The organism is Enterobacter sp. PL_is379, from assembly GCF_055817355.1.
The window spans coordinates 51,010-74,480 of sequence record NZ_JBVPGT010000033.1 but is presented as its reverse complement, the minus strand read 5'-3'; the positions used below and the strand labels follow the sequence as shown (position 1 = coordinate 74,480).

The window sequence follows — 23,471 nt, the reverse complement described above, 5'->3', positions numbered from 1 at the left end:
AGGGCATCAGGCCGCTCGAGCTTCAACGCTCCAGTCCCTTCACATACTCCACCAGCTGATCCAGCACAATCCCCCACCCTTCGTGGAAGCCCATCTGCTCGTGCTGCTCGCGGATTTCCTTCGTGGGGTGACGCGCAATCGCCGTATAGCGCGTTTTGCCCTCCCCGACATCTTCCAGCAATAAAATCGCCGTCATAAACGGCTTCTCGGCCGGTTTCCAGCCTTCGGTATAGCCGTCGGTAAAGACCAGCTTTTTCCCCGGGTCGATTTCAAGGAACACACCCCGGTTATCCATCCGCTGACCGTCCACCTCAAACACGGTGTTGAACCGTCCGCCCACCCGCAGATCGAGGTCGCATTCGGTCACCTTATGGGGAGCAGGAATGAAGAAGTTTTTGATGTGTTCGGGCGTAGTCCAGCAAAGCCACAGCAGGTCGCGCGGGGCATCCACCACGCGCTCCAGTTTTAAGTCTGTTTCAGGATCGAGCGTCACGATATTGTCCTCTTAAGGGAACCCCTTAAAGGATAGCCGGACTCAGGCGAATTTCCCGTTTGCCACCGCTTCCGGCGTGACCACGCCCGTATCCAGCACCCAGCCGCTAATCAGCGAGGCAGGGGTAACGTCAAACGCCGGGTTATAAACCCGTGCATCTTCCGGCGCCCACTGCACCGCGCCAAAGCTTCCGGCTACGCCCGTCACCTCGCTGGCGGCGCGCTGCTCAATCGGGATCGCGTCGCCGTTCGGGCAGTCCGGATCGAGGGTCGTTTGCGGCGCGGCCACGTAGAACGGAATGCCGTGGAACTTCGCCAGCACCGCCAGGGAATAGGTGCCGATCTTGTTCGCCACGTCGCCGTTGGCGGCAATGCGGTCTGCGCCCACCCACACGGCATCCACCAGCCCTTTCGCCATCAGGCTGGCGGCCATGGAATCGGTAATCAGCTGATACCGCACGCCCAGCTCGCCAAGTTCCCAGGCGGTTAATCTTCCCCCCTGCAGCAGCGGACGGGTTTCATCCACCCAGACGTTGCTGACCTTGCCCTCCTGATGCGCGCGAGCAATCACGCCCAGCGCCGTACCGACGCCTGCCGTTGCCAGCCCGCCGGTGTTGCAGTGGGTGAGCAGGCGGCTGCCGGGCTTCACCAGCGCGCTGCCCGCTTGCGCAATGGCGTCACAGAGCCGTTTGTCTTCGTCGATCAGGCGCAGCGCCTCCGCGACCAGCGCCGGAACATACTCTTCCTGCCACAGCGCAATCTTCATGCGGTCAAGGTTGTTCATCAGGTTCACCGCCGTCGGGCGGGATGCGCGCAGGGTTTCCAGCGCAACCGCCAGCTCGTCGCGGCTTTTGCCGTTTTCCGCCAGCAGCGCCAGCAGCAGACTTGCAGAGAGACCAATCAGCGGCGCGCCGCGCACCCGCAGGGCGTGAATATGCCCGACCAGTGCCTCTACCGTTGAGGCATCAAGCCAGCGTTTCTCCTGCGGAAGGGCCTGCTGGTCGAGAATAAAGAGCTGATTATCCGCTACCCGCAGGCTGGTCGTCTGTAATGTCTGCATGTCGTTAATTCCCTGTTGCGTTGTTGTAGCACATTGTGTCAGGATGAAATCCAGATGTATAGACGTCTACATGTCTTTATTAGCAAACCGTGAGGAGCAGGCCATGTCGCAATACCGTACCTTTACCGCTCAGGACGCCGTGGAGTATGCCAGGCAGTTTGGCGGCCTTGACGATCCTTCATCGCTGGTGGAGGCGCAGGAGGTAGGCGACGGCAACCTCAATCTGGTGTTCAAAATCTTCGACAGCGCGGGCGTGAGCCGCATCATCGTTAAGCAGGCGCTGCCCTACGTGCGCTGCGTCGGCGAGTCCTGGCCGCTGACGCTGGACCGCGCCCGTCTGGAGGCGCAAACCCTGGTCGAGCACTACCGGCACAGCCCGCAGCACACGGTGAAAATCCACCACTTCGACCCGGAGCTGGCGGTGATGGTGATGGAAGATCTCTCCAGCCATCGCATCTGGCGCGGCGAGCTGATCGGCAACATCTACTACCCTCAGGCGGCGCGTCAGCTGGGTGAATACCTCGCGCACGCGCTGTTCCACACCAGCGATTTCTACCTGCACCCGCACGAGAAAAAAGCGCAGGTGGCGAAATTCATCAACCCGGCGATGTGCGAGATCACCGAAGATCTGTTCTTCAACGATCCGTACCAGATCCACGAACGCAACAGCTACCCGGCCGAGCTGGAAAATGACGTCGCCGCGCTGCGCGACGACGCCCAGCTGAAAATTGCCGTGGCCTCCCTGAAGCACCGTTTCTTTTCTCAGGCTGAAGCCCTGCTGCACGGAGACATTCACAGCGGCTCGATTTTTGTGGCCGACGGCAGCCTGAAGGCCATCGACGCCGAGTTCGGCTATTTCGGCCCGGTTGGCTTTGACGTCGGCACCGCTATCGGCAACCTGCTGCTGAACTTCTGCGGCCTGCCGGGGCATCTGGGCATTCGCGATGCCGCCGCCGCCCGCGAGCAGCGTCTGACCGATATTCAGGAACTGTGGAACACCTTCGCGGAGCGCTTCCAGGCGCTGGCACACGAGAAAACACGCGACGCCGCGCTCGGCGCGCCGGGCTATGCCTCCGCCTTCCTGAAAAAGGTCTGGCATGATGCCATCGGCTTCTGCGGCACCGAGCTCATTCGCCGCAGCGTCGGGCTTTCCCACGTCGCGGATATCGACACCATTCAGGACGAGGCGATGCGCCACGAATGCCTGCGCCACGCGATAACGCTCGGTAAAGCGCTGATTGTCATTGCCGACCGCATCGACAGCGCGGAAGAGCTGGTGGCACGGGTGCGACAGTACAGCTGAGTGCATTTGGTTTTCTCCCTCTCCCTGTGGGAGAGGGCCGGGGTGAGGGCACCAAACCGCACTTACCCCAAATACTCAATCACCGACAGCCCACCGTTATAGTCCGTGCTGTAGATAATTCCCTGCGCATCCACAAACACGTCGCACGACTGGATCACCTGCGGGCGATTCGGGCGGGTATCCATCATTTTCTCCGGTGCTGCAGGCACCAGCGCGCCGGCTTCCACCGGACGATACGGATTGGAGATGTCATACGCGCGCACGCCCGCGTTCTGATACGTCGCAAAAATCAGCGTCGAGCTGACGAAGCTCCCCGGCCTGTTCTCGTGCAGGTTGTGCGGGCCGAAATGCGCCCCTTTAGCCACATAATCGATTTCATCCGGCTGTGGGAAGGTAGAGATGCTGACCGGATTCGACGGCTCGCGGATATCAAACAGCCAGATCAGCTTCTCCCCGTCCTCCTGGTTGTCGAGCACCGCTTCATCCAGCACCACCAGCAGATCGCGGTCCGGCAGCGGCAGCGCGGTGTGCGTCCCGCCGCCAAACGGCGGACTCCAGTTACGGTGGCTAATGAGCTTAGGACGGGTACGATCCTTCACGTCCAGCAGCGTCAGGCCGCCGTCGCGCCAGCTGCCGTACGCGGTATCGCCGGCAATAATCGCATGGTGGAGCGCGTAGCGTTTCCCTTCCGGCCAGTTCGGCTGTTCACCTTCGGCCTGGTTCATTCCCGGCAGCCACCAGCGCCCTGCCACTTCGGGCTTACGCGGGTCCGCAAGATCGATGGTCAGGAAGATATAGTCGGTAAAGCCGTCGATCAGCGCCGATACGTACGCCCAGCGGCCGCCGACGTACCAGATGCGGTGGATGCCAATCCCGTTCAGCGACAGAAAGCCGATTTCGCGCGGCCTGTCCGGCGTGGAGATATCAAACACGCGCAGCCCGGCGCTCCAGCCTTTGTCCTGCACGTCGCGGACGGTCTCCCCCACCTGCCGGGTGTAGTAGACCTTCTCGTCAGCAAAGCGGGCATCGGCAAACAGATCCCGGGCGTTGATCACCAGCAGCAGGTCGTCATGCGCCTGCAGGTGCACGTTCCAGGTGCCGGGCGGCGCGGGCACGTAGCCCGCCGCTTTCGGGTTCTTCGGGTCGCGCACGTCGACAATCGAAAAGCCCTGCGACACCATATGGCCGATCCAGGCGAAACCGCGGTGCACCATCAGCTGCACGCCGTCCGGGCGACCACCCTGATCGCTATGGCCAATCAGCCGCATATTGCGGCTGTATTCGGGAGGGGGTAAATGAGTCACCTTGAGCTCCTTTCGCCCGGTGGCGCTGCGCTTACCGGGCCTACGGGTGCGAAATGTAGGCCGGGTAAGGCGCAGCCGCCACCCGGCTGGGTTTTATTTATTCTTCGCTTCCAGCGTCGCAAACCACGGCGCGATAAAATCTTCCGTCTGGCCCCAGCCCGGAATGATTTTCCCCAGCGACGCCACGTTCACCGCGCCCGGCTGGGCGGTCAGCAGCGCCTGCGGAATGGCCGCCGCTTTGAAATCGTAGGTCGCAGGCGTGGTTTCCCCGGCAATCTTGTTCGCCACCAGACGCACGTTGGTCGCGCCAATCAGCTTCGGATCCACCGCCACGCTCACCTTCCACGGGCTGCCCGGCTCGCGCATCAGCTGCAGATCCTGGTTGGAGATGTCGATGCTGTAGAGCTTGATCTCGGTGCGGCCGTTCTCTTTCAGCGCTTTGTACGCGCCCTGGCTGAAGGCGTCCCAGGTGCCCCAGATGGCGTCGATTTTACCTTTCGGGTATTTCGCCAGGATCGCGCCCACTTTGTTAGCGGTGTCGCCCTGCACGTCAGAGGAGACCGCGCCGATAGACTCCAGCTCTTTGATGTCCGGATACTGCTTTTGTAGCTCTTTATAGGCCGCCTGACGACGCTCCATCGGCGGGAAGCCCGCGACCCACAGCTTGACGATATTGGCTTTGCCGTTGAAATCTTTCGCCAGCTGGCCGAAGGAGAGGTTAGTCAGGGAGGCATCATCCTGCTGGGTAACGGTCACGCCCGGGATCTCGCCGTTGACGGCGGTATCAAAGACGGCGACCTTAATTCCGGCGTCCACCGCCTTCTTCACCAGCGCGGTGGAGTACGGATCGCGCCCCTGAGACAGGATAATCCCGTCATATTTCTGGCTGATGGCCTGGTTCACAAAGTCCTGGAATTTGGCATCGTCCCCGTTGCTTAAAAAGGTGCTGACCTTAAAGCCAAGCTTCTTCCCTTCCTGAATGGCCCCGGCAATAAACTGCGTGGTGTTGTCGTCTGAGCCAAGGTTACGGATCACCGCGATGCGGATCGGGCCGTCATGGCTGGCAATGGCCGCCGGAAGCGGGGCGGGTGTGGCCGCGAAGCCAGGCAGAGCGGTGAATAACCCTAATGCCACCAAAGAGAGTGCAATCTTTTTCATTTTTTATCCCGTTGTGTTGTCAGCGTTTTTGTATGTACGTAATCGCCAGCGCTACCGCGAGCACCAGCCCTTTTATAATGTCCATGGCGTAATACGGCACGGAGAGCATCACCAGCCCGTTCGACAGCACGCCGAGAATAACCGCCCCGACCAGCGTCCCCAGCGCATTCGGCTTGCCGGACCCGGCCAGCGAGAAGCCAATCCACGCCGCCGCCACCGCATCCATCAGGTAACCGCCGCCCGCGTTTACCTGCGACGAGCCGATGCGCGAGGCCAGCAAAATCCCGCCCAGGCCCGCAAGCAGGGAGGCAATCACGTAGGCCGCCACCTTGTAGCGGGTGGTGCGAATACCGGAGAGACGCGCGGCTTCCGGGTTGCCGCCAATGGCGTACATCCGACGACCGTGAGTGGTGAGCGACAGCCCCAGCTGCGCCAGAACCGTCACCACCAGCATGATGATCACAATCGTCGGCACCTGCCCCAGCAGGCTGAACGCCGCCGGAATGGTGCCTTCCGCCATGTCACCGCTCGGCAGCACCATGTTCTCGGTAATCGACCCGCCGTAGCTGTAGGTCATCGCCACGCCCTGGATCACAAACAGGCTGGCCAGCGTCGCGAGCATGTCCGGAATGCGCAGGATGACGATAAGAAAGGCGTTAAACAGCCCCACCAGCGTGCAGAGCGCGAGGGTGATCAGAATCGACTCGGTGGTGCCGAAGCCGTGCCAGACGAACAGGGAAATCACCAGCGCATTCGCCAGTGAGGCGGTCGATCCCACGGAGAGATCGAACCCGCCAATGGTCAATGATATCGACACGCCAACGGCAATCACCGTCACGATGGCGATTGAGCGCAGAATATTGATGATGTTGTTCGGATCGAGGAAGCTGTCCGACGCCAGGCCAAAGACGGCCACCAGCGCGACGACGGTTAACAGCATGCCCCACTTGTAGAGAAAATCGAAAATCTGCTGACGGCCAGACGCCGTCGCGTTTACTGAAAGGGCCTTGCTCACGACGCCGTTCCTCCGGTTGAATAATAAAGTAGTGTCTCTTCACGGGCCTCGGCTCCGGCGATTTCCGCCACGATGCGCCCGTCCCACAGCACGCAGATGCGGTCGCACAGCCCGACCAGCTCGGCAAACTCGCCCGAGGCGTAAATGACCCCTTTGCCCTCGCGCGCCAGGCCGTCAATCAGCTGGAACAGATCGGTTTTGGCCTTCACGTCCACGCCTTTGGTTGGCTCGTCGAAGATCAGCACGCTCGCATCATTGCGCAGCCACTTGCCGATGGCGACCTTCTGCTGGTTGCCGCCGGAGAGACGTCGCAAAACCTGCCCGGGACCGCGGGCGCGCACGCCGACGCGGGCAATCACCTCCTCCGCCCAGCGCCACGCCTGACGATGGCCAAACAGGCTCCAGCGCGAGAAGCTGTTATCGGCGCACACGGCAAGGTTCATGCTCACCGGCTCGTCGATAAAAATGCCCTCTTTGCGCCGCTCTTCCGGCACCAGCGCCAGGCCGCGCAGCACCGAGTCGGCCGGGTCGCGCGGCTGCCAGGGCTGTTGATTCAACTCACCGCGCGACACGCGGCTTTTGCTGGCGCCAAACAGCGCCTTGCAGAGTTCGGTTTTCCCCGCCCCCGCCAGCCCGGCAATCCCGAGAATTTCGCCTTTGCGCAGGTGCAGGGAGATATCTTTCAGCAGCGCGTCGTCATGCAGACCTTCCACCCGCAGCAGCGTTTCGTCGCCGTGCGGCGGCCGAGCGGGCGGGTAGATATCGCTCAGCACGTGGCCGAGCATCTTCTCAACAATCTCTTCGCCGCTAAGATCGGCCATCGGGCCGGACTCGATCAGCTTGCCGTCGCGCAGCACCGTTAAGGTGTCGCAGATGGCCTTCAGCTCGTGAATGCGGTGGGAGATAAACACCACGCCGATGCCCTGCTGCTTTAACCGTCTCACCACGCCAAACAGGCGCTCGCTCTCGTGCGCGTCCAGCGGCGCGGTGGGCTCATCAAGAATCAAAAAACGGCAGTGATGGGACAGGGCGCGCGCCAGCAAAATCTGCTGCTTTTCGGCAAGCGTGCAGCTGTCGATGGAACGGCGTACGTCCAGAGAAACGTCCAGCTGCGCCAGCGCCTGTCTCGCCTGCTGGCGGACCGCGCCCCAGCTGAAGCGATGCCCCGGCTGCGCCAGCTGGTCGAGCATGATGTTTTCGGCAATGCTTAACCCCGGGATCAGCGCCACGTCCACCTCCTGCTGCACAAGGTGGATGCCCAGCCGTTTGGCGTCGAGCGGTTCGCGGATCGTCACCGACTGGTTGTTAATGCTGATCTCACCCTCATAGTGGTCGTGCGTCCCGCACAGCACCGCCATCAGCGTCGATTTCCCCGCGCCGTTGGCGCCGGTCAGCGCATGTACCGATCCGCCGGTTAAGGTGAAGTTCACGCGCGACAGCGCCTGAAAGCCGGAAAAGGCCAGGCTGATACCGCGCATTTCAAGGCGACTGGAAACCATCCGCGTAAATCCTTCATTACTCTTCTGATTTATCGAATTTTTCACAGCTCCGGTTGACTGACAACGAAGGAAAAGGCATAAGTTAAAGCGAAATATTATTAGCCATCCGGATGTCCAGACATAACATCGGGTTAGCGCTTGCTAAAAAAGGACAACACCATGAGCAACACCGATATCCGCGTCGTGCCTGGCCCGGCGAACTACTTCTCCCACCCCGGAAGCCTTGCGCATCTGAATGACTTCTTTACCCCGGAACAGCTTTCCCACGCGGTGTGGATCTACGGCGAGCGCGCTATCGACGGCGCGCGCCCTTTCCTGCCGGAGAGCTTTCACGCGCCGGGGGCGAAACACCTGCTGTTTAAAGGCCACTGCAGCGAGCGCGACGTCACCCATCTTGCGAATGAATCCGGCAGCGACGCCAGCGTGGTGATTGGCGTCGGCGGCGGTGCGGTGCTGGATACCGTCAAGGCCGTGGCGCGTCGTCTGGACGTGCCGTTCGTGGGTATCCCCACCATTGCCGCCACCTGTGCGGCCTGGACCCCGCTCTCCGTCTGGTACAACGATGCCGGTCAGGCTCTGCATTTTGAGATCTTCGACGACGCCAACTTCCTGGTGCTGGTAGAGCCGCAGATCGTCCTTAACGCCCCGGCGGAATACCTGCTGGCGGGTATCGGCGATACGCTGGCGAAGTGGTACGAAGCGGTTGTGTTGGCACCTGAGCCGGAGAACCTGCCGCTGACCGTGCGGCTGGGCATCAACGGCGCGCTGGCGATCCGCGACGTGCTGCTGGAGCACAGTGAGGAAGCGCTGGCCGACCAGCAGCGCGGCGAACAGACGCAGGCGTTCCGGGACGTGGTAGATGCGATTATCGCCGGCGGCGGGATGGTCGGCGGGCTGGGCGAACGCTATACCCGCGTGGCGGCGGCGCATGCGGTGCACAACGGTTTAACCGTGCTGCCGCAGACGGAAAAATACCTCCACGGTACCAAGGTGGCCTACGGCATTCTGGTGCAGAGCGCCCTGCTCGGCCAGGACGACGTGCTGGCGCAGCTGGTGACGGCGTACCAGCGCTTTAACCTGCCGACCACGCTTCGCGAGCTGGACGTCGACATCAATAACCGGGAAGCGCTGGATAAGGTCATTGCCCACACCCTGCGCCCGGTGGAGTCGATTCACTATCTACCGGTTGCGTTAACGCCTGACGTTCTGCGCGCCGCGTTTGAGAAAGTGGAATCCTTCAGCCGTTAATCGCGCCGACAGGCTATACCTAATGATGATTCTTTCTACTCTTGCAACGAGGTCATCATGCAGATCGATTTGACAGGTAAAAAGGCGCTGGTTACCGGTGCCAGCCGCGGGTTGGGTCGGGCTATTGCACTCTCGCTGGCGCGCGCCGGTGCGGATGTGATTATTACGTATGAAAAATCTGCCGATAAAGCCCAGGCGGTCGCCGATGAGATTAAGGCGCTGGGACGACACAGCGAAGCCGTGCAGGCGGACAGCGCCAGTGCGCAGGCGATTCAGGATGCCGTCACCCATGCGGCACGTTCCCTTGGCGGGCTGGACATTCTGGTCAACAATGCCGGGATCGCGCGCGGCGGCCCGCTGGAGTCCATGACGCTGGCGGATATTGACGCCCTTATCAACGTCAACATCCGCGGCGTGGTGATCGCCATTCAGGAAGCGCTGGTGCACATGTCCGACGGCGGGCGCATCATCAACATCGGCAGCTGTCTGGCAAACCGCGTGGCGATGCCGGGCATTGCCGTTTACTCGATGACGAAGTCCGCTCTTAACTCCCTCACCCGCGGTCTGGCCCGTGATTTAGGACCGCGCGGCATTACCGTAAACCTGGTGCACCCCGGCCCCACCAACAGCGATATGAACCCGGAAGACGGCGAACAGGCGGAAGCCCAGCGCCAGATGATTGCGGTCGGTCACTACGGCCAGCCGGAAGACATCGCGGCGGCGGTCACCTTCCTCGCCAGCCCGGCTGCCGGGCAGATCTCCGGTACTGGTCTCGATGTGGACGGTGGTTTGAACGCCTGATCGCACATTTCCTGCAAGCCTCTGTCGTCCGGCAGAGGCCTTCCCGAGCACCCTCGACGGTTCACGTTTTGCCGCTTTCTCCCGGTTTTTCTCCGCTCTACAGTACCCCATTAGAAATTCGGAATTTATCTAATAGTCTTATTATTTCCTTATATTTTGTGTGGGCGTACAGTGGAGGTACGGATGAAGATTGTCTGGTCCAATGGTGCAAAGAAGGCGTTTTCAAAGATTGAAGAGCGGTATCAGCGACGCATTGAGGTAAAGCTTACTGAGCTGGATGACCGCTCGGCTCCCCGGCCCGATATCAAAAAAATATCGGCGACAGAAGATCATTTCCGGCTACGCGTTGGCGATTACCGCATCATCTATACGCTTCGGGACGATCCCGATGACCATTGTTATGTTTTGGCCGTCAAGCGCAGAACTTCAACGACTTACCTGCATGAGGAGAGTGCCACATATGGCTGTACAGCTAATCAAGGACGATAACGGGAAAACGCAGTACGCCGTTATTCCCTATCACGAATATTTTCGTATGCTCTTACAGATGTCAGAAATTGACGACGAAACCGATGACGATCTGGAGGATATTGAGGTCGAACACGATAGTCTGGATGACGTGGAATTGCCCGGAGAAGTGTGCAGCATCATGACCTGGCAGAACGTCAGCTTGCAGGCCGCGTGGCGTATCCTGCGTGGGTTATCCCAGCAGGAGGTGGCGGAGAAACTCGGTATCAGCCAGTCCGCCGTGTCACAGCTGGAAGCGCTGGACTCCCGTCCGCAAAAACGCACCCGCGAAAAGCTGGCGGCGATCTACGGCTGTAAGCAGGAGCAGATCAGCCTCTATCTCCCGAAAGAGGGTTAACAGCACTTCGCCCCGCCCTTGCCGCCGTAGCGGGCGTCCTGGCGGTCACGGAAAAATTCTTCGTAGGTCATTGGCGTCTGGTCCGGATGGTTGACGCGCATATGCTCGACGTAGTTGTCGTAGTCCGGCACGCCAATCATCATTTTGGCGGCCTGGCCCAGGTACTTACCGGCTTTGGAAAGGGTGTCGAACATGATTCTGATCTCACAGGGAATGTAGGCCGGGTAAGGCGAAGCCGCCACCCGGCACAAAGGTTAGTGCGCCCCTTTCGCCTGGGTCACAATCTCTTCCAGGTTTTCAGGCATTGGCTCGTACGGCGTCTCTTTCGCCGTTGGCTTATCGTTTTTCAACGCCGCCAGCGCGGTCTTGAGAGAATACAACGCCAGCACCACGACCACCACCATAAAGAAGATGGTCAGCCCGGCGTCCAGACGGTTGTTAAACACCAGCTGAGACAGCTGCGACTCGGTGTACTGCGCCGGGATCTTACCGCTGTCGATCATCGCCTGGAACTTGTTGGCGATCGCCAGGAAGCCCACTTTGTTGTCCGGGCTGAAGGCTTTCTGCCAGCCCGCCGTCAGGGTACAAATCAGCAGCCACGCGGTTGGCACTAATGCCACCCAGGCGTAACGCTGGCGCTTCATCTTGAACAGCACCACCGCGCAGAGCATCAGCGCCATACCTGCCAGCATCTGGTTGGCGATACCAAACAGCGGCCACAGGGTGTTAATCCCGCCCAGCGGATCGACCACGCCCTGATGCAGGAAGTAGCCCCATGCCAGCACGCACAGTGCCGTCGCCAGCAGGTTAGCCGGGAGCGAATCGGTACGCTTCAGGTTCGGGGAGATCACCCCCAGCAGGTCCTGCAGCATAAAGCGCGCCGCACGGGTTCCCGCATCCACCGCCGTCAGGATAAACAGCGCCTCGAACAGGATGGCGAAGTGATACCAGAACGACACGTCCATCAGCCCGCCCAGCGCGCCGTGCAGGATGTAGGCCATGCCGACCGCCAGCGTCGGCGCCCCGCCCGCGCGGGAGATAATCGACTGCTCGCCCACTTCACTGGCGATGCTCGTCAACGTATCAGGGGTAATCGCAAAGCCCCAGCCGCTCACTACCTGCGCGGCGGAGGCCACCACGTCAACGGTTCCGGCAGGCGCCAGGACCGCCATCGGGCTGTTCATCGCGAAGTACACGCCCGGGTCGATGATACAGGCCGAGACCAGCGCCATGATGGCGACGAAGGACTCCATCAGCATGCCGCCGTAGCCAATCAGGCAGGCCTGATTTTCATTCGCCAGCATCTTCGGCGTCGTCCCGGAGGCGATCAGCGCGTGGAAGCCGGACACCGCGCCGCAGGCAATGGTAATAAACAGGAACGGGAACAGGTTACCGGTCCAGACCGGGCCGGTACCGTCGATAAATTTGGTTAATGCCGGCATGGTCAGGGTCGGGCGCATAATCAGAATGCCGATCGCCAGCCCAATGATGGTGCCGATTTTCAGGAAGGTAGAGAGGTAGTCACGCGGGGCCAGCAGCAGCCACACCGGCAGTACCGCCGCCACAAAGCCGTAGCCCACCAGCATCCAGGTCAGCTGTACGCCGGTAAAGTCGAAGAACGGCGCCCAGGTCGGGCTTTCCGCCACCCAGCCGCCGGAGATAATGGCGAACACCAGGAACACCAGACCAATCACCGACACTTCACCAATGCGGCCCGGACGCAGGTAGCGAATGTAGATCCCCATAAACAGCGCCAGCGGAATGGTAAAGGCTACGGTATAGGTTCCCCACGGGCTGTGGGTCAGCGCTTTCACCACGATCATCGCCAGCACCGCGAGGATGATTACCATGATCATAAAGGTCGCCACCAGCGCAATCACCCCGGCGGTGGCCCCCATCTCCTCTTTCACCAGCTCACCCAGCGAACGTCCGTCGCGGCGGGTGGAGACAAACAGCACCATAAAGTCCTGTACCGCCCCCGCCAATACCACCCCGGCGAGGATCCAGATCATCCCCGGCAGGTAACCCATTTGCGCCGCCAGCACCGGACCCACCAGCGGGCCTGCCCCGGCAATCGCCGCAAAATGGTGACCGAACAGCACTTTCTTGTCGGTCGGCACATAGTCCAGCCCGTCGTTGTGGCGGACGGCTGGCGTCATGCGCGTCGCATCAACGCCTAACACGTTCTTTGCGATATAGCGGCCATAAAAACGGTACGCGATCAGATAAATGCAGACGGAGGCGACAACGATCCAGAGCGCGTTGATCTGCTCCCCCCGGTTGAGGGCGATATAGCCCAGGGCAAAGGCTCCCACAACGGAGAGCCCTGCCCATGTAAGGTATTTCCCTGAGTTGTTCATAGTTGTTGTCCGTTGTTGTGAAACAGTGAGATGTTACATTTTGTTTCTAGAACAACCGGAAAAATTTAACAACTTTGAAACGCAATAATGCGTGGTCAAACCAGAGATTTACACCACAGTGTTAAGCCGATCACTTTGATCTGGCTGGGCTAGCCCAACACCATCGTACTCAGCCGGCAGGTGCAGCACCGCCGCCCCTGCTCGTCGAAGACCACGATCTCCCAGCTTTGGCTCGAACGCCCAAGATGCAGCGGCTGGCACACCCCGCGCACCTTACCGTGGGAGACCGCGCGATGGTGCGTGGCGTTCAGCTCCGTCCCCACCACGCTCTGCCCGTCGCGGGTCATCAGAAAACCGGCCATTGAGCCCAGCGTCTCCGCCAGCGCCGCCGACGCGCCGCCGTGCAGCAGGCCAAACGGCTGGTGGGTACGCGCATCCACCGGCATCTCCGCTTCCAGCGTGTCGTCACCGATACGGGTATAGACAATGCCGAGATGCGCCACCAGGGTATTCAGGCTGGTCGCGTTCAGCTCCTCGAGCGGTATATGACGTTTCCAGATCATCTTACGCCCCCAGCGTGGAGCCGCCGTCCACCACGATATCCTGGAGGGTGATATGGCTGGCGGCATCGGACGCCAGGAACAGCACCGTGCTGGCGATCTCCTGCGGACGGGCGATTTTACCCAGCGGAATGCCGAGCTTAAACTGCTCGCCGAAGCCGCGGATGCGCTGCTGCTCCGCATCGTCGCTTTTCCACAGGGTGCGCTGCATATCGGTGTCCGTTGAGCCCGGCGACACCAGATTACAGCGCACGCCGCTGCCTGCCAGCTCCAGCCCGACGGTCAGGGCCAGGCTTTTCAGCGCCGCTTTCGATGCGCCATAGGCGCTCATGCCGATGCGCGGCGTGTGCGCCGCATCGGACGCCACGGTAACAATCGCCCCGCCCTGCTGACGGCGGAACTGGCCCATGGTCAGTTGGAACAGATTGAACGCGCCGCCGACGTTGACAGCGAAGGTCTGCTGCCAGTCCTCCTGCGAAAGCTGGTCCGTTGCCCCCATGCGCAGAATGCCCGCCGCGTTGACCAGCACGTCCAGCCGTTCGAGCGAAGCCAGCACGCGCCCGCACACCTCATGCACCTGCGCGACGTTCGCCACGTCCAGCGTTTCGGTGGCGAACGGGTAATCATCCTGCGGAAACGCCAGATCGAACCCGGTCACCTGCGCGCCGGCTTCGGCGAACGCCAGAGCCGTCGCGTAGCCAATCCCCTTCCCCGCGCCCGTCACCCAGACGGTTTTACCGGTGAAATCCAGTCCCATCACTTCACCTCGCGGGAAAGCAGCGCCCACCAGGCGTCGATTGTTGGATTTTTTGCCAGCATCACGAAGTCGATATCGCCGTGTACTTTGCGCCAGCGGGCGGCCAGCGCCATCATGCGCACTGAATCCAGACCGTAGTCGATCAGGTTTTCGTCATCCATCGGCTCGTCGGACTCGTCCAGCAGCGGCAGAATCAGCTCGCGCAGTGCGGCCTTCGAGGCCGGAACGGACGGCAGCAGCTCGTCGGTCATCACCACGCGGCCCGAGCGTCCGGCTACATAGTTCAGCGACATCAGGTGCTCGTCGCGGGTGAAATCCGCCAGCGCGTCGGCAATGAAGAATGGCTTAATGTCGCGCATAAAGGCATCGGTGGCGGTGGTCATGCAGCCGATGTGGGCGTAGACGCCGGTAATCAGCAGCTGGTTGCGGCCCGTTTCTTTCAGCATCTGCTCCAGCGGCGAGCGGTGAAACGCGCTGTAGCGCCACTTCACCAGCACCGTGTCCGCTTCGTCCGGTGTCAGCTCTGCGACGATGCGCTGCTGCTCCGGCGAGCGGGTCAGGCCCGGGCCCCACATGTCGTTCAGCAGGGCGCGGTCTTCGTCGCTCTGCTCTTTCGGCTGCGCGGTGTAGTACACCGGGATATTGTGTTCTTTGCACCAGGCGCGCAGTCTGGCGATGTTCGCCACCACCTGCTGCATCATCTCGCTGTTTTCGCCCCAGAAGTTCAGGAAATACTCCTGCATATCGTGGATCAGCAGCGCCGCGCGCTCGGGCTCAAACGTCCAGTTCACCTTGCTGGTCGGCAGCTCTGCGGCGGTGGGCAGCGCGTAAGCGGTTAATTTTGGAATGGCCATACTCTGTTCCTCAGCCCCGGGCGCGTTCAGCAAGCCACAGGCGCAACTGTTTCTTATCGACTTTGCCGACCGGCGTCAGCGGGAGCGCATCCACGCTCTCCACTCGGTCCGGCAGCTTGAATTCGGCGACGCCCTGCTCGCGCAGGAAGCGACGCACCTCAACCGCGCGCAGGGGCTGTTTCACCACCAGATACGCGCAGCTTTTTTCGCCCAGCAGGCTGTCCTCCATGCTCACCAGCGCGGCGTGGATCACCGCCTCATGGCGCAGCAGCAGGTTTTCGATCTCTTCTGCGGCAATCTTCTCGCCGCCGCGGTTGATCTGATCCTTCTCGCGTCCCTGCACGGTGATGTAGCCCTGCTCGTCAATGGCGATAAGATCCCCGGAGCAGTAAAAGCCGTCGGCGTCGAAGGCGCTGGCGTTGTGTTCCGGGCTGTTGAAATAGCCGCGGAAGGTATACGGACCGCGCGTCATCAGACGCCCGACTTCCCCGCGCGGCAGCGGGTTGCCGTGCTCGTCCGCCACCCACACTTCGTCGTCCGGACACATCGGGCGGCCCTGGGTGTTGATGATGCGCTCCGGCGCGTCGTCGAGCGCGGTGTAGTTCACCAGCCCTTCCGCCATGCCGAACACCTGCTGAAGCTGGCAGCCGATTTCCGCCGGAATGCGCGCCGCGAGCGTGGCGGAGAGGCGTGCGCCGCCCACCTGCAGCAGCTTCAGGGAGTTAAGCTGCGCGTTGCCCGCGCCGTCGGCAATCGCCTGCAGCCAGAGGCTCACCGCCGGCGGGACCAGCGAGGTGACGTTAATCTGATGCTGTTCGATCAGCGGGAAGCAGAGCGTGGCGCTCGGATCGTTCGCCAGCACCACGCAGCCGCCCGCCGTGAAGACGCCCAGCGATCCCGGCGAACTCATGGCGTAGTTATGCGCCGCAGGGAGCGCGTTCAGATAGCGGGTGTGCGCAGTAATGCCGCAGATCTCGTTGCTGCGGCGAATGCTGTAGTCATAGTCGTTGTGCGTCCGCGGGATCAGCTTCGGCGTGCCGGTGCTGCCGCCGGAGAGCTGGAAGAATGCCACTTTGTCGGCGGGCGTCGGGTTAGGGATGAAGTTGTCCGCCGGGCGCGCAATCACCGCGTCCAGGGCGTAGTCACCCTTATCGCCGCGCAGGAGCACGACGCGCACCGAGCGATGTTCATCCACAAAGGTATGAAGAAAATCATCGCCCGCAAACAGCGCATGGTCGCGATCGGCGATCAGCACGGCGGGGTTGATCTGCGCCGCGTAGGCGTTCAGCTCGCTGCGCTGGTGGCTAAAGAGCGCGTTGACCGGCGCGACGCCGATTTGCAGCAGCGCGAAGAAGGTCATGTAGAACTCGGCCACGTTGCCAAGCTGCACCAGCGCCGTCTCGCCACGCTGTAGCCCACGCGCCTGAAGGGCTGAGGCCAGGTTGTTCACGGCCTGATTCAGCGCGCGGTAGGTAATGTGGCGATCGCCATCGATAATCGCCATCGCATCGCTGTCCGCCCGATCCGTCAGGATGTGGGTCAACGGCAGATCCTGCCAGTAGCCTTTTTCACGGTAGCGGCGGGCAAATGCCTCAGGCCAGCGGGTAAAGGGAATGGTCATGAGTCTTCCTTAGTGCAAACCAAACACGTTGAGCATGGTGGAAAGCTTCACGCCCGTCTCGCGCCACTCGCCCACCGGGGAGGAGGCAGGCACAATGCCCGCACCGGCAAACAGGCGAACGGTATTTTCACGAAGACGCGCGCAGCGGATGGTCACCACCCACTCGCCGTTGCCTTCGCTGTCGCACCAGCCAACGATGCCGCCAAACAGCTCGCGGTCGAACGGCTCCAACTCGGCGATCAGGTCTTTCGCCACCTGATGCGGGAAACCGCTCAGCGCCGGCGTCGGGTGCAGCAGACAGGCCAGGGTCAGGGCGTTTTCATTTTCACGCGCCTCGCCTTCCACCGGCGTCGCCAGATGCCACAGCGTCGGCGTGGTAATCAACTGAGGCGAATCCGGCATGCTGAGATGGTGGCTGCGCGGTGCCAGAATGGCCTTCATCGCCTGGGTCACCAGGTCGTGCTCGTGACGGTCCTTTTCGGAGGCCAGCAGCTTGTTGCCTGCTTCACGATCAAGCACGTCGTCCGGCTGACGACGCGCGGAGCCTGCCAGCGGCAGCGAGCTAAAGTGCGCTCCCTCTTTGCGCAGCAACAGCTCCGGGCTGGCGCCCAGCAGCACGCCGCCGTCTTCCAGCGGCACGTGGAAGTTGAAGCTCGCCGGGTTCTGGGCGATCAGGCGCTCCATCAGGGCGCCGCTGTCCATGCGTTTGTCGGTCGCGATATCAATCAGGCGAGACAGCACCACCTTGTTCACCTGCGGCGTGGCGGTCAGCGACGCGGCGCGAGCGACCATCTCTTCGAAGACGGGCTGCGGCGGGATCTCGGTGCGTTGTGCCACCTTCAGCGCCTGCGCGCCGGAAAAATAACGTGCGGACTGCTGACGTGCGGGACGAGAAAAGGTTTCCCAGCGTTGCGGAATAAATAGCGACGAGGGCTTGCGGGTGTCGAACGGGATCGCCCCCACCATCACCGGGTGAGCAATACCTCTGGCTTTTGCCGTGCGGAAGGCCTGGGCTAATTTTTGCTGGAAGCGACCCGCCGGATCGTCACCGCCGACGGCGGGTTCACTGAAGCGGGCAAAGCAGCCGGACGTGGTAAAGCTGCGGTAAGGCGACATAAAGAAAAAGCGGTCTGATTCCAGCGTGGTTGCGGCGTGCTGAACTTCCTCAGCCAGGGACGTATCCATATCATCCTCCTCAAAATGATAAAAGAAGCAATAATGATTATCATTTATATTTTCGTCGGCTAACCTAATCCCACATCGCTTCGCTGTCAACCGTCGGACAAATAACTTGTGCGACAAAAGCTTGCATCCCGGTGCGGCAACCATGAAAATGAGAAGCATTATCTTCAACGAAAACAGGATCCCGCGCTGTGAAATTCCCTGCCGTTTTCCGTAATCCCCTGCTTTTATTATCACTTTTTGTTTTAGGACTTACCTCAGCCGCAGCCGCCGACTGGCCGCGTCAGGTGACTGACAGCCGCGGGGTACATACCCTTGAGCACAAACCGACGCGCATTGTCTCCACCAGCGTGACCTTAACCGGCTCCCTGCTGGCGATTGACGCACCGGTCGTCGCCAGCGGTGCGACCACGCCGAACAACCGCGTGGCGGATGGACAGGGCTTCCTGCGCCAGTGGGGCGATATTGCGAAGCAGCGCAAGGTAGCGCGGCTGTACATTGGCGAGCCGAGCGCCGAAGCGGTGGCCGCGCAAATGCCGGACCTGATTTTGATCAGCGCTACCGGCGGAGATTCCGCACTGGCGCTGTACGATCAGCTTTCCGCCATTGCGCCGACGCTTATCATCAACTACGACGACAAGAGCTGGCAGGCGCTGCTGACCCAGCTGGGCACCATCACCGGACACGAAAAACAGGCCGCCGGGCGCATAGCCGCGTTTGATACGCAGCTCGCGCAGGTGAAACAGCAGATGAAGCTGCCGCCGCAGCCGGTGAACGCCATCGTCTACACCGCCGCCGCGCACAGCGCCAACCTGTGGACCGCGGAATCCGCGCAGGGCAAGCTGCTGCACCAGCTGGGCTTTGCGCTGGCGGAGCTGCCTGCCGGATTGCAGACCTCAACTAGCCAGGGTAAGCGCCACGACATTATCCAGCTGGGCGGGGAAAACCTGGCGACGGGGCTGAACGGCGAAGGGCTGTTTGTGTTTGCCGGTGACGAGAAAGACGTGGAGGCGATTTACGCCAACCCGCTGCTGGCGCATCTGCCGTCGGTGAAGAACAAGCGCGTCTGGGCGCTGGGAACGGAGACGTTCCGCCTGGATTATTACAGCGCGATGTTGGTATTAGACAGATTGAATGCGTTGTTTAAGTAGGCATTTTCCCTCCCTCTCCCTGTGGGAGAGGGCCGGGGTGAGGGCATCAGGCCGCACCGTCGTTCAACACACTCTCCTGCCTGAACCGCCGCAATTCCACCAACGCCACGAACAAAATCCCACCAACCATCGCTAACGCAAACCCGCTGCTGCTCGCCGACGCCGCCGGGGTCATTATCGCCCCCAGCCCGCCGAGGATCGCCGCGCCGATGGCATCACCCGTCACGTTCTGCGCCGTCCACAGGCCGTTGATGCGCCCGAGCATCCCTTCCGGCGTCTGGGTCTGGATCAGGGTGTACTGCAAGAGCGAGCTGATGGCGCTCAGCCAGCCGAAAATCACCAGACACAGCACCCCGAGCGCCCAGACCGGCATCAGGCTAAAGAAGCCGATGGCGATAAACGAGGCCAGCGTGGCAAGCAGCATAATCAGCCCCGGACGCGCACTCTGCGCCAGGTTGCCGCTGGTCAGCGCCCCGCACGCCGCGCCGAGCGGAATGGCGGCGTAGAGAATGCCAATCTCCGAGGCGCTCATCTGCCACTCTCCCGCCAGCGCCGGGTAGAGCACGCGCACTGCGCTCGCCATGGTCAGCAGGCCGCCGAGCAGCGCAATGCCGCCAATCAGCGGGTTGCTGAACAGGAAACGAATAGCGGCCATCAGTGATTTCAGCGGATGCTCGCGCGGCTGCGGCGGAGGCGGCAGCAGCGGCAGGCGCAGCAGCGTCAGGGTGGTGATAAAGGTCCCCGCCGCCGCCAGCCCGTAGTTCCACGCCACGTTGCCGGTCGCCAACAGCAGGCCGCCTACCATCGGTGAAATCACCGAGCCAAGGCGCACGGTGAGCATGGTGATCGCCCCCGCCTGCATCAGGTTCTCGCGCCCGACCAGCGCGGGCGTTGCCGCCAGCAGCGCCGTCACGCCTAAGGAGGCAAAGAAACCGTCCCACAGCCCGAGGGCATAAATGGCGATCAGCGACGGCTCCGGCAGCATCGCGTTCAGGCACAGCCCGATAAAGCCCACGCCGCAGGTGCCGCGCGCCAGCAGGATCAGCTTCTTGCGCTCGTAGCGGTCCGCCATTACGCCGCCGACCATCAGGCCGATAAACATCGCTCCGCCGGTTAACGTCACCGATAACCCCACCAGCCAGCTGGAGTGGGTCATAGTCTGGATCTGTACCGGCACGGCCACGCCGAGCAGGCCGAGGGATAAAATGGAGATAAAACGAGCGATAAAAACGGCGCGATACGCCGGGTGCGTTTTGAGCAGGCTGAGGTTGAGCAGCCAGGATTTTTGATTCATGACAAAGCCTTGAGTGTAATTCTACCCATTCCATGGGCGCACATGCTAACATAGCCAAATAAGATAGATAACGATAATCACTATCATTATCAAATCATGGATGTTGCTATGTCGTTTTCCTCTTCTTCGGTGCGCGCCGTTGCCGTGCCCGTTTTATTGCTGCTATTGAGCCTGGCGATTGCACTCAGCCTGCTGGTTGGCGCGAAGCCTCTGCCCGCGTCCGTTATCGTTGATGCGCTCTCCGGTACCTGCCAGAGCGCCGACTGCGTCATTGTGCTCGACGCCCGCCTGCCCCGCACCCTTGCCGGACTGCTGGCCGGCGGCGCGCTCGGCCTTGCCGGTGCGTTGATGCAAACCCTCACCCGCAACCCGCTGGCGGACCCCGGCATTCTCGGCGTGAACTCCGGCGCCAGCTTTGCCATCGTACTCGGCGCGGCGCTGTTCGGCTTCACCTCTCCGTCTGAGCAGCTGGTAATGGCCTTATGCGGCGCGCTGGCCGCCTCGCTGGTGGTGGCGTTTACCGGCAGCCAGGGCGGCGGACAGCTGAGCCCGGTGCGCCTGACGCTGGCGGGCGTGGCGCTCGCCGCGGTGCTGGAAGGCTTATCTAACGGCATCGCCCTGCTCAACCCGGACGTTTACGACCAGCTGCGCTTCTGGCAGGCCGGTTCGCTGGATATCCGCACTCTTGAAACGCTGAAAGTGGTGGCGATCCCGGTGATGATTGCCGCCGCCGTAGCGCTGTCGTTAAGCCGGGCGCTGAACAGCCTGAGCCTCGGCAGCGACACCGCCACCGCGCTCGGCAACCGCGTCGCGCGCACGCAGTTGATTGGCCTGCTGGCCATCACCGTCCTGTGCGGAAGCGCGACCGCCGTGGTCGGGCCGATCGCCTTTATCGGCCTGATGATGCCGCACATGGCGCGCTGGCTGGTAGGGGCGGATCACCGCTGGTCCCTGCCGGTCACGCTGCTGGCGACGCCTGCCCTGCTGCTGTTTGCCGACGTGCTGGGCCGCCTGCTGGTGCCGGGTGAACTGCGCGTCTCGGTGGTCAGCGCCTTTATCGGCGCGCCGGTGCTGATTTTCCTGGTTCGTCGTAAACGCGGAGGTGGCGCATGATGGCCCCGTCCCGGCGTTTAGTCGCCTGCGTCTCCCTGCTGGTCGTCGCCAGTCTGCTGCTGGCGGTCTGGAGCCTGCAAAGCGGTGCAGTAACGCTTGATTTCGCGCAGGTCTTTCACGCTCTCACCGGCAACGCGCCGCGTAACATCACCATGGTGGTCACCGAGTGGCGACTGCCGCGCGTGGCGATGGCAATCCTGGTCGGCGCGGCGCTTGGCGTCAGCGGCGCGATATTCCAGTCGCTGATGCGCAACCCGCTCGGCAGCCCGGACGTAATGGGCCTCAATACCGGGGCCTGGAGCGGCGTGCTGGTGGCGATGGTGCTGTTCGGCCAGCACCTGACGGCCATTACCTTCACGGCGATGGCGGGCGGCATTCTGACGTCGCTGGTTATCTGGCTGCTGGCCTGGCGCAACGGTATCGACACCTTCCGGCTGATCATTATCGGTATCGGCATCCGTGCGATGCTGATGGCCTTTAACACCTGGCTGCTGCTGCAGGCCTCGCTGGAAACGGCGCTTTCCGCCGGGCTGTGGTACGCAGGTTCTCTCAACGGCCTGACGTGGGGCAAAACCTGGCCCGCCACGCCGCTGATTGTGCTGATGTTTATCGGCGCGCTGCTGCTGGTACGGCGCATGCGGCTGCTGGAAATGGGCGACGACAGCGCCTGCGCGCTGGGCGTGGGCGTCGAACGCTCGCGCCTGTTGCTGATGCTGGTCGCCGTACTGCTGACCGCCGCCTCCACCGCTATCGCCGGGCCGATCTCGTTTATTGCCCTCGTCGCGCCGCATATCGCGCGGCGACTTAGCGGTACCGCGCGCTGGGGATTAACTCAGGCGGCGCTATGCGGCGCTGTGCTGCTGCTGGCCGCCGATCTCTGCGCCCAGCGGCTGTTTATGCCTTACCAGCTGCCGGTGGGCGTGGTGACCGTCAGCCTCGGCGGCATTTACCTTATCGTCTTGCTCGTTCAGGAGTCACGCAAGAAATGACAGACTTCGCATCCCGCTTGCGCGGCGAAAATCTCACCCTCGGCTACGGCAAAAAAATTATTGCCCGTGATTTATCCGTTGCCATTCCGGACGGCCACTTCACGGCGATTATCGGGCCGAACGGCTGCGGCAAATCGACCCTGCTGCGCACCCTGAGCCGCCTGATGACGCCGGCTGAAGGCAGCGTATTCCTCGACGGGGAGCAGATCCAGCGTTTCGCCAGCAAAGAGGTGGCGCGGCGCATCGGGCTGCTAGCGCAAAACGCCACCACGCCGGGGGACATCACGGTGCAGGAGCTGGTCTCACGCGGACGCTATCCGCACCAGCCGCTGTTTACCCGCTGGCGCAAGGAAGATGACAAGGCGGTGAACCGCGCGATGCGGGCGACAGGCATTACCGATCTCGCTCAGCAGAGCGTGGATACCCTTTCCGGCGGACAGCGCCAGCGCGCGTGGATCGCGATGGTGCTGGCGCAGGAAACGTCGATCATGCTGCTGGACGAGCCGACGACCTGGCTCGATATCAGCCATCAGATTGATCTGCTGGAGCTGCTGAGCGAGCTGAACCGCTCGCAGGGGTATACCCTGGCAGCGGTGCTGCACGATTTAAACCAGGCGTGCCGCTACGCTACGCATCTGATTGCCTTGCGAGACGGGGAGATTGTGGCGCAGGGCGCGCCGAAAGAGATTGTGACGCCGGAGCTGATCGAGCGGATCTACGGCATGCGCTGCATGATTATTGACGATCCGGTGGCGGGTACGCCGCTGGTGGTGCCGTTAGGTCGGCGGTAATTGCCGGGTGGCGGCTACGCCTTACCCGGCCTACGGGAGCCGAGTGTAGGCCGG

Annotated in this window: 23 protein-coding genes; 9 read left to right on the top strand and 14 right to left on the bottom strand. The window is 61.8% G+C overall.

Annotation, left to right across the window (positions count from 1 at the left end; genetic code table 11):
* Window positions 1-22: 22 nt before the first annotated feature.
* Together AC0TOY_RS21655 and mtnA are read right to left on the bottom strand one after the other, a co-directional pair.
* Complete coding sequence (locus AC0TOY_RS21655; protein ID WP_473722549.1) at window positions 23-493, bottom strand: SRPBCC family protein; 471 nt, start codon at window positions 491-493, stop codon at window positions 23-25.
* Window positions 494-535: 42 nt separating this feature from the next.
* Window positions 536-1,552: an S-methyl-5-thioribose-1-phosphate isomerase gene (mtnA, locus tag AC0TOY_RS21650; protein WP_473722548.1), complete on the bottom strand. Its 1,017-nt coding sequence runs from the start codon at window positions 1,550-1,552 to the stop codon at window positions 536-538.
* 103 nt (window positions 1,553-1,655) lie between these two features.
* On the opposite strand from mtnA, the gene mtnK reads away from it, so the two are divergent.
* A complete protein-coding gene (mtnK, locus tag AC0TOY_RS21645) occupies window positions 1,656-2,855 on the top strand; it encodes an S-methyl-5-thioribose kinase (protein WP_473722547.1) in 1,200 nt (399 codons plus the stop codon).
* 62 nt (window positions 2,856-2,917) lie between these two features.
* Here the strand turns inward: mtnK and AC0TOY_RS21640 are convergent, their stop codons facing one another.
* From AC0TOY_RS21640 to AC0TOY_RS21625, 4 genes are all read right to left on the bottom strand, one after another.
* Entirely contained in the window at window positions 2,918-4,159 is a 1,242-nt protein-coding gene (locus AC0TOY_RS21640; protein ID WP_473722546.1) for an LVIVD repeat-containing protein, read from the bottom strand.
* Between the two features lie 93 nt (window positions 4,160-4,252).
* A complete protein-coding gene (locus AC0TOY_RS21635; protein ID WP_157188761.1) occupies window positions 4,253-5,317 on the bottom strand; it encodes a sugar ABC transporter substrate-binding protein in 1,065 nt (354 codons plus the stop codon).
* A 19-nt stretch (window positions 5,318-5,336) separates the two neighbouring features.
* Window positions 5,337-6,332 (bottom strand): ABC transporter permease, encoded by a 996-nt coding sequence (locus AC0TOY_RS21630; RefSeq protein ID WP_024906992.1) that lies wholly within the window; start codon window positions 6,330-6,332, stop codon window positions 5,337-5,339.
* Entirely contained in the window at window positions 6,329-7,831 is a 1,503-nt protein-coding gene (locus tag AC0TOY_RS21625; protein ID WP_157188760.1) for a sugar ABC transporter ATP-binding protein, read from the bottom strand. The genes AC0TOY_RS21630 and AC0TOY_RS21625 overlap by 4 nt, the downstream gene beginning before the upstream one ends.
* A gap of 159 nt (window positions 7,832-7,990) precedes the next feature.
* Here AC0TOY_RS21625 and AC0TOY_RS21620 point away from each other — a divergent pair, with 159 nt between their 5' ends.
* The 4 genes from AC0TOY_RS21620 (at window position 7,991) to AC0TOY_RS21605 (ending at window position 10,745) form a co-directional block, all read left to right on the top strand.
* A complete protein-coding gene (locus tag AC0TOY_RS21620; RefSeq protein ID WP_157188759.1) occupies window positions 7,991-9,079 on the top strand; it encodes an oxidoreductase in 1,089 nt (362 codons plus the stop codon).
* A 57-nt stretch (window positions 9,080-9,136) separates the two neighbouring features.
* Window positions 9,137-9,880 carry an SDR family NAD(P)-dependent oxidoreductase gene (locus tag AC0TOY_RS21615; RefSeq protein ID WP_024906989.1) on the top strand — a complete coding sequence of 248 codons (744 nt, stop codon included), beginning with the start codon at window positions 9,137-9,139 and terminating at the stop codon, window positions 9,878-9,880.
* 183 nt (window positions 9,881-10,063) lie between these two features.
* Window positions 10,064-10,369 carry a type II toxin-antitoxin system RelE family toxin gene (locus tag AC0TOY_RS21610; RefSeq protein ID WP_032649596.1) on the top strand — a complete coding sequence of 102 codons (306 nt, stop codon included), beginning with the start codon at window positions 10,064-10,066 and terminating at the stop codon, window positions 10,367-10,369.
* A complete protein-coding gene (locus AC0TOY_RS21605) occupies window positions 10,341-10,745 on the top strand; it encodes a helix-turn-helix domain-containing protein (RefSeq protein WP_045909615.1) in 405 nt (134 codons plus the stop codon). The genes AC0TOY_RS21610 and AC0TOY_RS21605 overlap by 29 nt, the downstream gene beginning before the upstream one ends.
* Here AC0TOY_RS21605 and AC0TOY_RS21600 read toward each other — a convergent pair.
* From AC0TOY_RS21600 to entC, 7 genes are all read right to left on the bottom strand, one after another.
* Window positions 10,742-10,939 (bottom strand): YbdD/YjiX family protein, encoded by a 198-nt coding sequence (locus AC0TOY_RS21600; RefSeq protein ID WP_006809671.1) that lies wholly within the window; start codon window positions 10,937-10,939, stop codon window positions 10,742-10,744. The two genes, AC0TOY_RS21605 and AC0TOY_RS21600, sit on opposite strands and share 4 nt — an antisense overlap.
* A 60-nt stretch (window positions 10,940-10,999) precedes the next feature.
* On the bottom strand, window positions 11,000-13,105 hold the full coding sequence (gene cstA / locus AC0TOY_RS21595) for a pyruvate/proton symporter CstA (RefSeq protein ID WP_024906987.1): 2,106 nt from the start codon (window positions 13,103-13,105) through the stop codon (window positions 11,000-11,002).
* Window positions 13,106-13,254: 149 nt separating this feature from the next.
* Window positions 13,255-13,668 (bottom strand): proofreading thioesterase EntH, encoded by a 414-nt coding sequence (gene entH / locus AC0TOY_RS21590; protein ID WP_048993150.1) that lies wholly within the window; start codon window positions 13,666-13,668, stop codon window positions 13,255-13,257.
* 1 nt (window position 13,669) lies between these two features.
* A complete protein-coding gene (gene entA / locus AC0TOY_RS21585; RefSeq protein WP_473722686.1) occupies window positions 13,670-14,416 on the bottom strand; it encodes a 2,3-dihydro-2,3-dihydroxybenzoate dehydrogenase EntA in 747 nt (248 codons plus the stop codon).
* A 5-nt stretch (window positions 14,417-14,421) separates the two neighbouring features.
* Window positions 14,422-15,276 (bottom strand): isochorismatase, encoded by an 855-nt coding sequence (locus AC0TOY_RS21580; protein WP_473722545.1) that lies wholly within the window; start codon window positions 15,274-15,276, stop codon window positions 14,422-14,424.
* A 10-nt stretch (window positions 15,277-15,286) separates the two neighbouring features.
* Window positions 15,287-16,897 carry a (2,3-dihydroxybenzoyl)adenylate synthase EntE gene (gene entE / locus AC0TOY_RS21575; protein WP_473722544.1) on the bottom strand — a complete coding sequence of 537 codons (1,611 nt, stop codon included), beginning with the start codon at window positions 16,895-16,897 and terminating at the stop codon, window positions 15,287-15,289.
* A 9-nt stretch (window positions 16,898-16,906) separates the two neighbouring features.
* Window positions 16,907-18,082, bottom strand: coding sequence for an isochorismate synthase EntC (entC, locus tag AC0TOY_RS21570; protein ID WP_473722543.1), 1,176 nt, complete (start codon window positions 18,080-18,082; stop codon window positions 16,907-16,909).
* Between the two features lie 188 nt (window positions 18,083-18,270).
* On the opposite strand from entC, the gene fepB reads away from it, so the two are divergent.
* Window positions 18,271-19,230 (top strand): Fe2+-enterobactin ABC transporter substrate-binding protein, encoded by a 960-nt coding sequence (gene fepB, locus AC0TOY_RS21565; protein WP_473722542.1) that lies wholly within the window; start codon window positions 18,271-18,273, stop codon window positions 19,228-19,230.
* A gap of 46 nt (window positions 19,231-19,276) precedes the next feature.
* Here the strand turns inward: fepB and entS are convergent, their stop codons facing one another.
* Window positions 19,277-20,524 (bottom strand): enterobactin transporter EntS, encoded by a 1,248-nt coding sequence (gene entS, locus AC0TOY_RS21560; RefSeq protein WP_473722541.1) that lies wholly within the window; start codon window positions 20,522-20,524, stop codon window positions 19,277-19,279.
* Window positions 20,525-20,632: 108 nt separating this feature from the next.
* Between entS and fepD the strand changes: the two genes are divergently transcribed.
* Genes fepD through fepC form a run of 3 tightly spaced genes read left to right on the top strand, consistent with a single transcriptional unit; the run spans window position 20,633 to window position 23,417 of the window.
* The gene (gene fepD / locus AC0TOY_RS21555) at window positions 20,633-21,637 is read left to right on the top strand and encodes a Fe(3+)-siderophore ABC transporter permease (protein WP_473722540.1); all 1,005 of its coding nucleotides are present in this window, start codon (window positions 20,633-20,635) and stop codon (window positions 21,635-21,637) included.
* Window positions 21,637-22,626 carry an iron-enterobactin ABC transporter permease gene (gene fepG / locus AC0TOY_RS21550; RefSeq protein WP_473722685.1) on the top strand — a complete coding sequence of 330 codons (990 nt, stop codon included), beginning with the start codon at window positions 21,637-21,639 and terminating at the stop codon, window positions 22,624-22,626. The genes fepD and fepG overlap by 1 nt, the downstream gene beginning before the upstream one ends.
* Complete coding sequence (fepC, locus tag AC0TOY_RS21545) at window positions 22,623-23,417, top strand: iron-enterobactin ABC transporter ATP-binding protein (protein ID WP_473722538.1); 795 nt, start codon at window positions 22,623-22,625, stop codon at window positions 23,415-23,417. The genes fepG and fepC overlap by 4 nt, the downstream gene beginning before the upstream one ends.
* Window positions 23,418-23,471: the final 54 nt, after the last annotated feature.

What these genes read in the sequence shown, in the direction of transcription:
- AC0TOY_RS21610 (WP_032649596.1), top strand. Translation starts at nt 10,064, where the DNA reads ATGAAGATTGTCTGGTCCAATGGTGCAAAGAAGGCGTTTTCAAAGATT.
- AC0TOY_RS21620 (WP_157188759.1), top strand. Translation starts at nt 7,991, where the DNA reads ATGAGCAACACCGATATCCGCGTCGTGCCTGGCCCGGCGAACTACTTC.
- AC0TOY_RS21625 (WP_157188760.1), bottom strand. Translation starts at nt 7,831, where the DNA reads ATGGTTTCCAGTCGCCTTGAAATGCGCGGTATCAGCCTGGCCTTTTCC.
- fepG (WP_473722685.1), top strand. Translation starts at nt 21,637, where the DNA reads ATGGCCCCGTCCCGGCGTTTAGTCGCCTGCGTCTCCCTGCTGGTCGTC.
- fepD (WP_473722540.1), top strand. Translation starts at nt 20,633, where the DNA reads ATGTCGTTTTCCTCTTCTTCGGTGCGCGCCGTTGCCGTGCCCGTTTTA.
- AC0TOY_RS21615 (WP_024906989.1), top strand. Translation starts at nt 9,137, where the DNA reads ATGCAGATCGATTTGACAGGTAAAAAGGCGCTGGTTACCGGTGCCAGC.
- AC0TOY_RS21600 (WP_006809671.1), bottom strand. Translation starts at nt 10,939, where the DNA reads ATGTTCGACACCCTTTCCAAAGCCGGTAAGTACCTGGGCCAGGCCGCC.
- AC0TOY_RS21635 (WP_157188761.1), bottom strand. Translation starts at nt 5,317, where the DNA reads ATGAAAAAGATTGCACTCTCTTTGGTGGCATTAGGGTTATTCACCGCT.
- AC0TOY_RS21580 (WP_473722545.1), bottom strand. Translation starts at nt 15,276, where the DNA reads ATGGCCATTCCAAAATTAACCGCTTACGCGCTGCCCACCGCCGCAGAG.
- entH (WP_048993150.1), bottom strand. Translation starts at nt 13,668, where the DNA reads ATGATCTGGAAACGTCATATACCGCTCGAGGAGCTGAACGCGACCAGC.
- mtnK (WP_473722547.1), top strand. Translation starts at nt 1,656, where the DNA reads ATGTCGCAATACCGTACCTTTACCGCTCAGGACGCCGTGGAGTATGCC.
- entC (WP_473722543.1), bottom strand. Translation starts at nt 18,082, where the DNA reads ATGGATACGTCCCTGGCTGAGGAAGTTCAGCACGCCGCAACCACGCTG.
- AC0TOY_RS21605 (WP_045909615.1), top strand. Translation starts at nt 10,341, where the DNA reads ATGGCTGTACAGCTAATCAAGGACGATAACGGGAAAACGCAGTACGCC.
- entE (WP_473722544.1), bottom strand. Translation starts at nt 16,897, where the DNA reads ATGACCATTCCCTTTACCCGCTGGCCTGAGGCATTTGCCCGCCGCTAC.
- mtnA (WP_473722548.1), bottom strand. Translation starts at nt 1,552, where the DNA reads ATGCAGACATTACAGACGACCAGCCTGCGGGTAGCGGATAATCAGCTC.
- cstA (WP_024906987.1), bottom strand. Translation starts at nt 13,105, where the DNA reads ATGAACAACTCAGGGAAATACCTTACATGGGCAGGGCTCTCCGTTGTG.
- fepC (WP_473722538.1), top strand. Translation starts at nt 22,623, where the DNA reads ATGACAGACTTCGCATCCCGCTTGCGCGGCGAAAATCTCACCCTCGGC.
- entS (WP_473722541.1), bottom strand. Translation starts at nt 20,524, where the DNA reads ATGAATCAAAAATCCTGGCTGCTCAACCTCAGCCTGCTCAAAACGCAC.